Source organism: Serratia grimesii (genome assembly GCF_900186025.1).
GTDB lineage: Bacteria > Pseudomonadota > Gammaproteobacteria > Enterobacterales > Enterobacteriaceae > Serratia > Serratia grimesii.
Window position 1 is genome coordinate 1,718,730 of sequence record NZ_LT883155.1, and the last position, 12,290, is coordinate 1,731,019.

At 50.6% G+C, this 12,290-nt stretch carries 11 protein-coding genes; 5 read left to right on the forward strand and 6 right to left on the reverse strand.

Annotation, left to right across the window (positions count from 1 at the left end; genetic code table 11):
• Nucleotides 1–8 precede the first annotated feature (8 nt).
• Entirely contained in the window at nucleotides 9–1,214 is a 1,206-nt protein-coding gene (locus SGBXF1_RS08020; protein ID WP_037420071.1) for a serine hydrolase, read from the forward strand.
• A gap of 163 nt (nucleotides 1,215–1,377) precedes the next feature.
• Here SGBXF1_RS08020 and SGBXF1_RS08025 read toward each other — a convergent pair whose 3' ends face one another.
• The 4 genes from SGBXF1_RS08025 to deoC form a co-directional block, all read right to left on the reverse strand.
• Entirely contained in the window at nucleotides 1,378–2,745 is a 1,368-nt protein-coding gene (locus SGBXF1_RS08025) for an L-serine ammonia-lyase (RefSeq protein ID WP_061807160.1), read from the reverse strand.
• A gap of 90 nt (nucleotides 2,746–2,835) precedes the next feature.
• Nucleotides 2,836–4,131 carry an HAAAP family serine/threonine permease gene (locus SGBXF1_RS08030; protein WP_037420066.1) on the reverse strand — a complete coding sequence of 432 codons (1,296 nt, stop codon included), beginning with the start codon at nucleotides 4,129–4,131 and terminating at the stop codon, nucleotides 2,836–2,838.
• Nucleotides 4,132–5,100: 969 nt separating this feature from the next.
• Nucleotides 5,101–5,865, reverse strand: a complete 765-nt coding sequence (gene deoR, locus SGBXF1_RS08035) for a DNA-binding transcriptional repressor DeoR (protein WP_037420063.1) — start codon at nucleotides 5,863–5,865, stop codon at nucleotides 5,101–5,103.
• Nucleotides 5,866–6,156: 291 nt separating this feature from the next.
• Nucleotides 6,157–6,837 carry a deoxyribose-phosphate aldolase gene (deoC, locus tag SGBXF1_RS08040; protein WP_037420061.1) on the reverse strand — a complete coding sequence of 227 codons (681 nt, stop codon included), beginning with the start codon at nucleotides 6,835–6,837 and terminating at the stop codon, nucleotides 6,157–6,159.
• A 224-nt stretch (nucleotides 6,838–7,061) separates the two neighbouring features.
• Here deoC and SGBXF1_RS08045 point away from each other — a divergent pair, with 224 nt between their 5' ends.
• Nucleotides 7,062–7,895 carry an aldose epimerase family protein gene (locus SGBXF1_RS08045; RefSeq protein ID WP_130379954.1) on the forward strand — a complete coding sequence of 278 codons (834 nt, stop codon included), beginning with the start codon at nucleotides 7,062–7,064 and terminating at the stop codon, nucleotides 7,893–7,895.
• 40 nt (nucleotides 7,896–7,935) lie between these two features.
• On the opposite strand, the gene ybjG is transcribed toward SGBXF1_RS08045, so the two are convergent.
• Nucleotides 7,936–8,541 carry an undecaprenyl-diphosphate phosphatase gene (gene ybjG / locus SGBXF1_RS08050; protein WP_037420055.1) on the reverse strand — a complete coding sequence of 202 codons (606 nt, stop codon included), beginning with the start codon at nucleotides 8,539–8,541 and terminating at the stop codon, nucleotides 7,936–7,938.
• A 5-nt stretch (nucleotides 8,542–8,546) separates the two neighbouring features.
• Complete coding sequence (locus SGBXF1_RS08055; RefSeq protein WP_315902255.1) at nucleotides 8,547–9,299, reverse strand: phosphatase PAP2 family protein; 753 nt, start codon at nucleotides 9,297–9,299, stop codon at nucleotides 8,547–8,549.
• A gap of 137 nt (nucleotides 9,300–9,436) precedes the next feature.
• Between SGBXF1_RS08055 and SGBXF1_RS08060 the strand changes: the two genes are divergently transcribed.
• The 3 genes from SGBXF1_RS08060 (at nucleotide 9,437) to SGBXF1_RS08070 (ending at nucleotide 12,159) form a co-directional block, all read left to right on the forward strand.
• A complete protein-coding gene (locus SGBXF1_RS08060) occupies nucleotides 9,437–10,285 on the forward strand; it encodes a 5'-methylthioadenosine/S-adenosylhomocysteine nucleosidase (RefSeq protein WP_061807164.1) in 849 nt (282 codons plus the stop codon).
• Between the two features lie 140 nt (nucleotides 10,286–10,425).
• A complete protein-coding gene (gene eco, locus SGBXF1_RS08065) occupies nucleotides 10,426–10,938 on the forward strand; it encodes a serine protease inhibitor ecotin (RefSeq protein ID WP_061807165.1) in 513 nt (170 codons plus the stop codon).
• Between the two features lie 252 nt (nucleotides 10,939–11,190).
• Nucleotides 11,191–12,159 (forward strand): threonine ammonia-lyase, encoded by a 969-nt coding sequence (locus SGBXF1_RS08070; protein ID WP_186428146.1) that lies wholly within the window; start codon nucleotides 11,191–11,193, stop codon nucleotides 12,157–12,159.
• Nucleotides 12,160–12,290: the final 131 nt, after the last annotated feature.

Below are 12,290 nucleotides of genomic sequence, written 5' to 3' on the forward strand. Positions count from 1 at the left end.
GCGACGTCATGATGAAAAGAAACTTATCCACCACCCTGAAAAAATTAACGTTTAGCGTCAGCATACTGTTGTTGGCTGCTCCTGTTGTACAGGCGGCCGAAGCGCCGGCTGCTCCGCAGATTGATGCCAAGGCCTACGTGCTGATGGATTACAACAGCGGTAAAATCCTGACGGAGGGCAACGCCGATACTCGTTTAGATCCCGCCAGTCTGACCAAGATCATGTCCAGCTATGTGATTGGACAGGCGATCAAAGCCGGTAAGATCAAGCCGGAAGATATGGTGACAGTAGGCAAAGACGCATGGGCAACCGGTAATCCGGCGTTGCGTGGTTCTTCACTGATGTTTATCAAACCGGGCGATCAGGTACCGGTGATGGAGCTGAACAAAGGCATTGTCATTCAGTCGGGTAACGACGCCAGTATTGCGCTGGCCGATTATGTCGCGGGTAGCCAGGATTCGTTTGTCGGGTTAATGAACAACTACGCCAAATCGCTGGGTCTGCAGAACACCCATTTCCTGACGGTACATGGACTGGATGCGGAAGGGCAGTACAGTACAGCACGTGACATGGCGTTGCTGAGTCAGGCGCTGATCCGCGATGTGCCGGATGAGTACGCGCTGCATAAAGAAAAAGAGTTCACCTTCAACAAAATCCGCCAGATTAACCGCAACCGTCTGCTGTGGAGTTCCAATCTGAACGTGGATGGCATTAAAACCGGTTATACCGGTGGTGCCGGTCACAACTTGGTCGCATCGGCTACTGACGGTCCGATGCGTTTGATCTCGGTAGTGCTGGGTGCACCGAGCGATCGTATCCGCTTTAGTGAAAGTGAAAAATTGCTGACCTGGGGTTTCCGCTTCTACGAAACGGCCACGCCGATCAAAACTGACAAGCCGTTTGTTACCCAGAAAGTGTGGTTTGGCGATGTCAGTGAAGTGCCGTTGGGCGTAGCGAAAGATGCAGCAGTGACTATCCCGAAAGGGCAGATGAAAAACCTGAAGGCCAGTTACAAACTGAACCAGGCGACACTGGAAGCACCACTGGCGAAAAACCAGGTCGTTGGCACCATTGATTTCCAGCTCGACGGTAAAACTATTGAGCAATACCCGCTGGTGGCGATGCAGGAAGTGAAAGAAGGTAACTTCTTCAGCCGTATCTGGGACATGGTGATGATGAAACTGACCCAGTGGTTTGGGAGCGTATTCGGTTAACTTCCCGGTTAATATCGACAAATGAAAAGGGCGCATTTAACTGCGCCCTTTTTGATTTGTTATAGCCAAAATAATTGGATTTTCAGCAAGTACGTGAGTCCCCAGAAGCTTACTCAGGTAAGTGACTGGGCAATACAGATGCTGCTTCAAGCATGAAGGGCATTCAGTTACAGGCCACTACTTTGATTGCCAACCCGCCTTGCGACGTTTCACGGTATTTGGCGTTCATGTCTTTGCCCGTCTCATACATGGTTTCGATGACCTTATCCAGGCATACACGCGGCTCGCTGGTGCGACGCAATGCCATACGTGCGGCATTGACTGCCTTCACAGCGGAAATCGCGTTACGCTCGATACAGGGCACCTGAACCTGACCCGCCAGTGGATCGCAAGTTAACCCCAGATGGTGTTCCATGGCGATCTCGGCCGCAATACAAACCTGCGCCGGGCTAGCACCCATCAATTCCGCCAATCCTGCTGCTGCCATTGAACAGGCAACGCCCACTTCCCCTTGGCAGCCCACTTCGGCACCGGAAATAGACGCGTTCATCTTATACAACGCGCCGATCACGCCGGATGTCAGGAAGTAACGGCTATATGAATTAGGGTTCACCGGGCGAATAAATTGGTCGTAATAGGCTAACACCGCAGGAATGATGCCACAGGCACCGTTAGTTGGGGCGGTCACCACGCGGCCGCCGGCGGCGTTTTCTTCGTTAACGGCAAAGGCGAACATGTTGATCCAGTCAACCACATTCATTGGGTCGATATTGTTCTTATCGCCAGTGACCAGCATACGGCGCAGGGCGGCGGCGCGGCGTTGGACCTTCATCGGGCCAGGCAATAGGCCTTCGGTGTTCATGCCTCGTTCGATACCGGCGCGCATCACCTGCCAGACGTCGGCGAAATGAGCGTCGATCTCGGCCTTGCTGTGCAATGCCAATTCGTTTTGCATCACCAGGCCGGACAGCGACAGACCGGCGTCTTTGCAGTGTTGCTGTAAGTCACGTGCTGAGGTGAATGGGAAGGGGACCTGTACCGGGTTTGTCGCGGCCAGACCGAAATGCTCTTCATCGACGATAAAACCGCCGCCAGTCGAGTAATAGGTTTTACTGTGCAGCAGTTGCTCATCAGCGAATGCGCTGATACGCATGCCGTTTTCATGCAGCGGCAAATTATCACCGTGGAAGTTCATGCTGGTTTCCAGCGGGAAATCCACTTCGTGATGGCCATTGGCCAGCAACAGGCGACCACGTTGCCCAACATCGTGAATAAAACCGGCAATACCGTCGATATCCACGTCATGTGGCAGGTTGCCTGCCAATCCCATGATGATGGCGATATCGGTGTGGTGACCTTTGCCGGTTAACGACAATGAACCGTATACGTCCACCACTACGCGAGTGGTATCCATCAACTGCTGGTTGGCGATCAACTCATCGGTAAATAGCTTGCCGGCTTTCATCGGGCCGACGGTATGGGAGCTGGATGGGCCAATACCAATTTTGAAAATATCGAAAACGCTGACCATAGTCTCGCCTCCTTCTTCAGGTGTTAGGCGTTAATACAGGAAAGGGGGTCGTGCAGAGAAGCCGGCGCAGGGGGCGCCGGCTGGTCTTAATTAGAAGCTGTACAGGATTGCGGAGATGGCGATCAGGCCCATCACTACCACGAACACGTTGCTGATATGGCCACTGTATTTGCGCATTGCAGGCACTTTACGGATAGCGTACATCGGCATCAGGAACAGCAGCATGGCGATGATTGGACCACCGAGGTTTTCGATCATGCCGAGAATGCTTGGGTTCAGGGTCGCAACAATCCAGGTAGTCACCAGCATAAAGATGGCAGTGATACGGTTCAGTTTGTTGGTGCTGATGGTTTTGCCACGGCTCTTCATCGACTTGGCAATCAGACCGTTAAAGCCTTCACGTGCACCCAGGTAGTGACCGAGGAACGACTTGGTGATGGCGATAAAGGCGATAACCGGCGCGATGTAAGCGATCATCGGGTTATTAAAGTGGTTAGCCAGGTAAGACAGGATAGAGATGTTTTGAGCCTTGGCTTCTGCCAGGTTTTCTGGTGACAGGCTCAGCACGCAGCTGAACACGAAGAACATCACGGTCAACACCATCATGATGTGGGCGAAGCCCAGAATGCGGGAGCATTTCTTCTCGGCTTCTTCCTGGCCGTACTCTTCACGTTTGGCGACTGCAAAGGCGGAGATGATAGGTGAATGGTTAAAGGAGAACACCATTACCGGGATTGCCAGCCACAGGGTGATAACCAGGCCATGACCCATGCCGGTGCCCGCGCCAGACAGAGACACGTTGTCGAAGATGGCGGTGCTCCAGTTAGGGATCAGGTACAGCGCCAGCAACATCAGCACACCAACAAACGGGAATACCAGGATACTCATGGTCTTCACGATAGCTTGCTCACCGAAACGCACAATGGTCATCAGGCCGACAATCAGAATCAGCGACAGAATGGCACGTGGCGGCGAAGTCATACCCAATTGGTGGGTAATGAAGCTGTCAACGGTGTTAGTGATGGCGACGCTATACACCAACAGAATTGGGTAGATAGCAAAGAAGTAAAGCAGAGTGATCAGCTTACCGGCGCTGATACCAAAGTGCTCTTCTACAACTTCGGTGATGTCTTCACCGGCATTTTTGCCTGAGAGAACGAAACGGCACAGGCCACGGTGAGCGAAGAAGGTCATCGGGAAAGCGATGATGGCCATGATGATCAAGGGAATCAGCCCGCCGATACCGGCGTTGATTGGCAGGAACAAAACGCCCGCGCCGATCGCGGTGCCGTACAGGCCCAACATCCACATGGTGTCGGTTTTACGCCAGGTACTGGTAGAGCCAGAAGCCGCAGAGGCAATGGTGCCGGTCTGTGTAGTGTCCATAAATATCTCCGAAGTGAACACGATAATTTAAAATTAAAGGCAAAACTTAAGGTTAAGACCGAATGACGCAATATGAGATCGCGGCATCGGTAAGAATCAGGTGCTGCTTGCGGGGATAACTGGCGTCCCCCTGGTTGTTAATTATGCTAATTACCGTGGACATATATGCCGGATAATTAATCAAATGATATTTAGCCTGTTGAGGGCATCCTATCGGTACCGCTGCCGGAAGGTCGTTGCCTGCCGATTTTCGTTGGCGGCAAGATAACGATTTACAGTAGAAACAACCGTGATCATGCTCTCAAATGCGTAATGTGTGCGGCTAACTGCTTTTTTATTGGTTTTTCATGCATATGTTGCGCGCTTGTGTAAAATTTCATGCTGAAAACGCTCTCATTAATGTTTCAGAGTTTATCTAGTATGGATAATCTGTAACCAGATAAAACACTGCCGTTGTCAGCAAGCCGAGCAATATATTTTAAGCGTGGGTTTGGATCTAGCTAAAAACCCGGATTAAACGGTTTTAGTGACGTAGATCACATTGTTATTTTAAATGAAATCACATTCAATGCATTGTTTTATATGTGTTTATATAAAATATCCCGTTAATAACGTGGGTGAACTAGTTGAGTGGCATTCGGAGGAAAATACGCACGTATTTATCATATAAATACGCTTCGCTGGTTATATTTAAAGCGAATTAGTTACGTAATTGTTGATATTTATCGTGTGGAGGTTATTGCGATTTATCATATAAACGCGTTGTAATGTAGAAGAAAGAAGTAATATTACGTCAGATTTATCTGTGCGTGAGGAATAAGCCTGCTGAACTGTTGCAATTTATTAACCTGATTTAGGTTAGAGATAATAAAACAATTGAATCAATTGCGCATTATTTGCACAGTATATTGCCGAAATAGAGGGGCGAGTGAAGGGCACCGCCGACCGGGGTCGACGGTAGGGTGCAGATTAAAAACGAATGGCTATCGCATTTTCGCTGAAAAATTCCGCAAACTGTGGGTCGGGCTGGCGATCGGTGATGACGCGGTCGAAATGGGTCAATGGGCCGATACAGGCAGGTTTGGTTTTGCCGAATTTGCTGTGATCGGCCACCAGGATCTTTTGTTGCGACATCTCAAGTGCCCGGTGCTTCATTTCTAACTCATCAAAGTTAAAACAAGTTGCACCATGCTGTAGGCTCAGGCCGGCGGCAGAAATGAAGGCGATATTGGGGCAGATATGATCCAGCTCGTTGTGGCGACCGACCGCCGTGAAAATGTAGTTGTTCGGCCGAAATTCACCACCGCACAAGATCACTTTACAGTTAGGTTTGTCCTGTAACGCCAGGAAGGTATTCAGCGAGTGGCATACTGCGGTAAAGACCAATTCATCAGCAATGGCATCGATGATCGCTGGGGTGGTGGTGCCGCAGTCGAAAAATACCGTGTCATTCTCGCTGATCAGTGCTGCAGCAAGTAAACCGATGCGGCGTTTTTCGGTAACTTGTTTTGCCTTTTGATCGGAAACAAAGTAGTTAGTCACGCCGTTACTGCGGGGATCGGCCACCACATAGCCACCCAGTAATACCACGGCGGCCGGTTCCGAGCTGAGATCGCGGCGGATGGTCATTTCAGAAACGCCCAACAGCACGGCTGCTTCTTTTAGGTGGATCTTGTCAGAGCGCTTTAACGCTTGTACTAACCGGTTGATACGTTCTTCGCGCCGTGTTTCCATCTGTCTGTCTTCCCACAGGGTTAAGAGCCAATATATTAGGCTGTGTCCCATAATTGCCCGCAGCTCGAAGGACTTGGCCATTTGCAGGCATTTATACGTTTCGAGCGGCTTACTTGGCCATTACGCTTCACACCACGATCAGTACTCACATGCAATGACGGGATACAGCCTCGGTTTTCTCTAGGGCCGAACACACAAATGCGGGGTAATAGGTGACCAGCCATTGGCTGGACATATTACCCCGCATCAGATTATCACGGCGCGCGCCCGAAATTGGGGCGCCTCAGGTTATCAGTAGCTGCCGGCGGCAGCCTGATCACCGGAAACGATTGCTACGCCAGAGCTGGTGCCGATACGCGTAGCACCTGCTTTAATCATCTTCTCGGCGGTTGCGCGATCGCGCACGGCGCCGGATGCTTTAACACCCATCTCACTGCCTACTGTCGCGCGCATCAATTTGACGTGCTCTTCACGAGCACCACCGGTGCTGAAGCCAGTAGAGGTTTTAACGAAAGCCACATCGAGTTCGCGACACATTTCACAAACCTGAACGATCTGTTCATCGCTGAGCAGGCAGGTTTCTAATATTACCTTCAACGGGATCGCCGCGCAAACCTCGCGCACTGCGGCGATGTCAGCTTTGACTTCTTCCAGTAAGCCGCTTTTCAACCAACCCACGTTGATCACCATGTCAATTTCCTGAGCGCCAGCTGCAATCGCTGCTTTGGCTTCGAAGACTTTTGCTACGGTCAGGCCGGCACCCAGAGGGAAGCCAATTACTGAGCAGATTTTCACTTCGCTTTCTTGCAGCAGATGTGCAGCCAACGGCACATAGCCTGAGTTTACGCAGACAGCATAGAAGTTGTGCTGTTGAGCTTCTTCACACAGTTTAGCGATTTGCGCTTCCGTGGCATCCATCGCCAGCAGGGTGTGGTCGACATAGCGGGCGTAGTCAATGTTTTCGGTAGTCATCTTGATTCCTTATTGAAGTTTAAACAAAGCATGATGTGAACGATGTTAGAATAGTAACATTGTAATGCCGCTAAACATAGCGTCATTTTAAAATTGAAGCACAGATCATCGTTTTTTGGCTGTTTGGTGTGTAACATGGGGGGTGTTGAATGTTATTTAAATAACATTTCAATGCCGAGTAGAGGGTTACCCACGAGAAAAACCAGGGGGAAAGAATGAATATAATGATAAATCTGGCGCCAGAGCAGTTTAAGGCGCAACCGGATGAAATTTTCCGCAATGCGGATTTTGTTGTTACAGCGTTCAGCACTGAAGAAACAGGGGAAGTGCTGATGTTGGCCAACAGCCGCGGAGTGCTAAGAGTACTTCCTTTTCGGGACCTGACGATTTGGGATGCTGATTTTGACGGCTACTCATTGAAGTCAGGTCGTCGTAGCGCCAGATTTGTCAGGAGAAAACTGGAGGGCAGTTCTGCCTTTCATTCACCCTGGCCTTATCAGGACGGCTCAGTATTGAGTAAACAGAAAGTATGGCTACAGATAGAAGATAATACGATGTCGCTTTATGCGTCAGGAGAACCCGCTGATCAACGATGTCGGCTGCGTCCGGCCGTGCGCTTAACGGCTGACAGCGCACAGTTCACCCTTGAAATGCATATCACCAACCTTGCGGATGAACCGCTACCGTTACGTTATGTTTGCCAGCTTAACTATGGTTGTATTCCTACGGCGATCTTTCGACAGAATCTGCCTGCACCGGCTCTGGCACCTCCAGGCCATATTGCTGAAAAAGGGATATTGTGTTCAGACGATCTGTCACTGTATGTCGATCAGGCGGAGTTCTTTATGTTGGCTTCAAAAGGAAGGCGGTATGTCACGCGCTTTTCCACAGCGCAGTTCAACTATGGTTTGCGCCCTATAACGCAACAGGGGGGGCTTCACGCATTCAGGTTTATTCAACCGGCCACGTGCAGTCCGCATGGAGAGAGTCAATTGCCGGGAATGATGTTGGCAGCGGGAAAAACGCGTGAGTTTTGTGTAACGACCGGTGTGGTGTGATAGCAGGGGCTGAGTTGCCCCTGCTGTAATGCACAATGACTTACTCTTTCACCCAGCCCTTACGGATAGGGAAGGCGAACAGGAACCGGTACAGGCGTGCCAGTTTGGTGGCGATGACGTCGCCAAACAGATTCCATACCAGCTGGGCAAACAAGCAACCTACCAAGCCAAGCAGGAAGCCACCTACCATGTCCAACGGCCAGTGCACGCCAAGATAAACCCGTGACCAGGCAATGCCACCTGCGACGATCAGCAACAAAATACCCGACCAGACCCGATGCCAGAACAAGAAGGCCAGGGCGAAGGTAAAGATAGCGGTGCCGTGATCGCTAGGGAATGAGCTGTCCGGGGCATGCGCCAGGAAGGTATAGCCAATACCCGCAACGAATGGTCGTTCATGTGGTAGCAGCATGCCGATAGTGGCGGCTGCAAGCATGGCAAATAACAGAGCTATCGTCGTTTTGGCAACCACTTCACGTTGTGATACCAGCTGGCTCTGCGGTCCCCATAGCCATAACCCGATGATCAGCGCTGGCACGATAATGATCAGATCGCGCGCCAAAAAAGTGGCAACATCAATTAACCATTCTGGGGACGCCGGGGTCGCATTGATCCAGGCGAAAAGTAGATGATTCAACTGCTCCATAATATTTACCTCGTCTTGCGGCGGATAAGACCGCTTACCGTCCAATAAACAGCCAATTGGCTGAACCAAACCCACCACCCCGCCCACAGGTTATGGGTAAGAAAATGTGCACCGCGCATCACCTGACCAAAGCCCATCAACATGCCGAGCGCAATGCCACCGAACCAGCACCAGTAAGCCAGGCGCGGGCGCTGTGGATAAAACAGAAAAAACAGTGCCATTACGGCAAAGCCACTGGAAGCGTGACCACCGGGGAAGCAGCGACCCGGTCCAGGCTCTACAGGTACTGTGCCGAAGAGCGGGAAGGACATCGCTTTGCCACCGTACTCGATCAAATCCCACGGGCAAGAATGCGCGCTGGTGGCTTTTAGGATCCCAACGACCAATGGCCCTATACCGATCAACACCATAGTGACGATCATGCGCGGGTTACGGCGGTAAACTCCCCAAAATAGCGCCAATACTGCACCGGTAATGACACCAATCTTCAGCAAGCGGTGGTTAATCAAATCCAACCAATGATTGTTCTGCCAAGGGAAATGCCCACTGACTGGGTCGAACCAGTAATTGCTGATTGTCCAGTCAAGTTGTTCGTTGCGTGAAAGCCAAAGGAATAACAACCCAGTGACCATCAATCCTAAAACCTGCCAACGGTAAAAGGATGCTGGTAGGGAGTAAAGGGCGTTAGTCTTAATTTGAGGTGTTGTTGAGGATTGATTTAATGAAGGTTTTGGGTTCACGCGCAGGCTCAGTGACATCAATAGATAGTCGTACTGTAATAATTCTGTCTTAAGAAAACCTTAATGCAGCTAAGCATTGGCGGTCAGAACGCGGTAGGCGGGCTTACGGCTTTACGCTAAGGTAATCGTTTGCTTTTTATTGGGATGATGTAGGGATGACAAGAAAATTAAATTTTGCGCTGTTGGTTGCCTGTAATACGTTTTTTTCACCGTTGGTCATGGCGCAGCAGAGCGTTGCTGCCGGGCCGATTGTGGTACAGGGGGCAATGCCGGTAGAAGCAGAACGCTTTGCCCAGCGCCTGGATAACCCACGTGAAACGCAGATTGGCGGCTGGCGCTTTTGGCACGGAACTGTAGATGGCTATCCTGTAGTGGTGTCAGAAACCCTGAAAGGCACGTCCAATGCCGCGGCGGCTACAGCGATTGCCGCTACTCAGTTTCATCCGGTGGCGATCATCAACCAGGGTACCGCAGGTGGACACGATCCGGCACTGAAGGTGTATGACATTGTATTGGGCAAGTATTCGCTCAGCCTGGGGGCGTTTAAAACACCGAAGAAAGCGGCCGGCGAAGGCAGTGACTCACGACAGTGGCAGCCGATGGATCTGTTGGCGTCGAAAGGTAGCGCGGGTGAAGATAAAAATGCCCACACGATCCGACAATTCCCTGCAGATGCCAAACTGCTGGCCGTCGCAGAGGGTGTTAAAGGCAGCTATACCCAGGGTAAGGTGGTTGAGGGCGTGATTGGGTCCGCTGATGTGTGGAACAGCGAGCTGGATCGGATCGATTATTTCCACACAAATTATCATACCTCGGTTGAAGAAATGGAGACGGCTTCTGCCGCACAGATTGCAGCCGCCTTTAACATCCCGTTTGTTGGTATTCGCGTGCTGTCTAACAATATGACTAATCAGGGTAAATACGACCCGCAGACGGGTCTTGCGTGCCAGGATTACGTCTATCAAGTGGTGAAGGCTTATATTGCCCAAAATGCACCCCGTTAATGATTTATCCTAATTAATGGCTGGTGTCGGGTTTTTGTCACTGATCATTGCTTATTGTAAAGAAGATTAAACTACTGGCGAGCTAGTCAGTAGTGTATTAGCTTATGGGCGGTGAGTTTAATAAACTGTAGGGATAAAACATGAACAAGGTATCTGTTGTATTTTCCGGCCTGCTGATGGCCGTTTCTGCCAGCGCCATTGCTGCCACCTCTGCCGAAGACACTGATATCAGCAAACAACCGCTGGAGAAGGTCGCGCCATATCCGAAGGCCGAAAAAGGCATGAACCGTCAGGTAATTTACCTGCCGAAGCAGGAACATGAAGAAAATTTCAAAGTGGAATTGCTGATCGGCAAAACGCTGGAAGTGGACTGTAACCGCCATATGATCGGCGGCACGCTGGAAAGCAAAACTCTTTCTGGCTGGGGCTACGACTACCTGGTATTGGACAAGCTGTCTGAGCCGGCTTCTACAATGATGGCTTGCCCAGATAACACCAAGCAGCAGAAATTTATCGCCGCTAACCTCGGTGACGCTGCCATGCAACGTTACAACAGCCGCCTGCCAATCGTGGTCTACGTGCCGAAAGATGTCGAAGTGAAATACCGCGTGTGGAAAGCCGAAGACACCGTGAGCAAAGCTGAGCAGAAGTAATGCCAATGTGTGCTAACCATTAGCACGGTTAAATGATTTTCCGAAAATGAGACCGCCTGGAGAGTGAATTGCGTTGCCGGCAATCCTTCCCAGACGGTTTTTTTTTGCATCACATAATAGCTTTAACCAATAGAAAGCGACGGTGAAAATCTGTATTTTTAGGAGCGAGCAATTACCGATAAAGGCCGCAGGATTAAAAAGTTAGCTTTAATGTCATGCGTGCAATAACGAAATTCACCTGACTGGGCAAAAATGACAAAATTAATTGAATTTAGCGCCATTACTGAAGCGGCTGAGCGGCTAGCCGGAAAGGTTATTCGAACTCCCGCCATTCCTGGATCAAAATTAACGGAAAAGATTCAGAGACCGGTTTTTTTTAAACTTGAAAACACTCAGTTGGGGGGCTCCTTTAAAGCTCGGGGTGTGCTTAACAAGTTTTTGAGCTTGGCGGACGATGTTAAAAATAACCGGTTTGTGGCGGTGAGTGGCGGTAATTTTGGCATTGCGATAGCCGAGGCGGCGAAGATCTTTGGGGCTGAGGTCGCTATTATTATGCCGAAAAGTGCCCCGGCAACCGCCATCGACCGGGTGGGTGAACTGGGTAGCACCGTTATCGTGGAATCTGATGTTCACGCTGCGTTTGAGCGGGCTAAAGCTTTGGCTGAACAGGGATATGTAGTCATTGATGATTGCAACGATTCGCTAATTGCCGAAGGGCATGGAACCCTGGCGCTTGAGTTCATTGCCGACTGCCCAGAGCTTACCGACGTCCTGGTTGCGGTGGGGGGGGGCGGTATGCTGGCCGGTGTGGCTACCGCGCTAAAAGCCATAAAGCCAGAGATTAGAATTTGGGGGGTTGAAACCTCTGGGGCAAGTTCGATGCATCAGGCGTTGCGTGCAGGCAAGCCGGTTAACATTGAGGTCACTTCAATTATCTCTACCCTTGGGGTGCCAGCCATTGATGAAATGATGCTGGCCCATGCTCAAGCTTATATCGAGGAAGTGGTTGTGGTATCGGATAAGTCCGCGATAGAGGGAATGGTGGCCTTTGGCGAAGAGGCAAAATTATGGGTTGAACTGGCTTCCGGAACGCTGATACCTGCGGTTATGGCTATTGCTCCCCAACTGCCCGCTGACGCCGTCATTGGGCTCGTAGTGTGCGGTGGAAATATCTCCCATCAGGACATGTCTAAATGGGTCAGCTACTCGCAAACCTTGTGATTTTGCCCCTGTGGATTTTATTCAGGCAATAAAAAACCCGCTAGTCTTGAACCTAAATAGGCGGGACTAACGGGCTCCACAAAATGGGGACATCAAAGAAAAGCAGTGGCACTAATTCAGACTACCCCCGG

Coding starts and splice junctions, on each gene's coding strand:
- SGBXF1_RS08060 (WP_061807164.1), top strand. CDS start 9,437: ATGACAAGAAAATTAAATTTTGCGCTGTTGGTTGCCTGTAATACGTTT.
- SGBXF1_RS08070 (WP_186428146.1), top strand. CDS start 11,191: ATGACAAAATTAATTGAATTTAGCGCCATTACTGAAGCGGCTGAGCGG.
- ybjG (WP_037420055.1), bottom strand. CDS start 8,541: ATGGAGCAGTTGAATCATCTACTTTTCGCCTGGATCAATGCGACCCCG.
- deoC (WP_037420061.1), bottom strand. CDS start 6,837: ATGACTACCGAAAACATTGACTACGCCCGCTATGTCGACCACACCCTG.
- SGBXF1_RS08055 (WP_315902255.1), bottom strand. CDS start 9,299: ATGTCACTGAGCCTGCGCGTGAACCCAAAACCTTCATTAAATCAATCC.
- SGBXF1_RS08045 (WP_130379954.1), top strand. CDS start 7,062: ATGATAAATCTGGCGCCAGAGCAGTTTAAGGCGCAACCGGATGAAATT.
- deoR (WP_037420063.1), bottom strand. CDS start 5,865: ATGGAAACACGGCGCGAAGAACGTATCAACCGGTTAGTACAAGCGTTA.
- SGBXF1_RS08025 (WP_061807160.1), bottom strand. CDS start 2,745: ATGGTCAGCGTTTTCGATATTTTCAAAATTGGTATTGGCCCATCCAGC.
- eco (WP_061807165.1), top strand. CDS start 10,426: ATGAACAAGGTATCTGTTGTATTTTCCGGCCTGCTGATGGCCGTTTCT.
- SGBXF1_RS08030 (WP_037420066.1), bottom strand. CDS start 4,131: ATGGACACTACACAGACCGGCACCATTGCCTCTGCGGCTTCTGGCTCT.
- SGBXF1_RS08020 (WP_037420071.1), top strand. CDS start 9: ATGATGAAAAGAAACTTATCCACCACCCTGAAAAAATTAACGTTTAGC.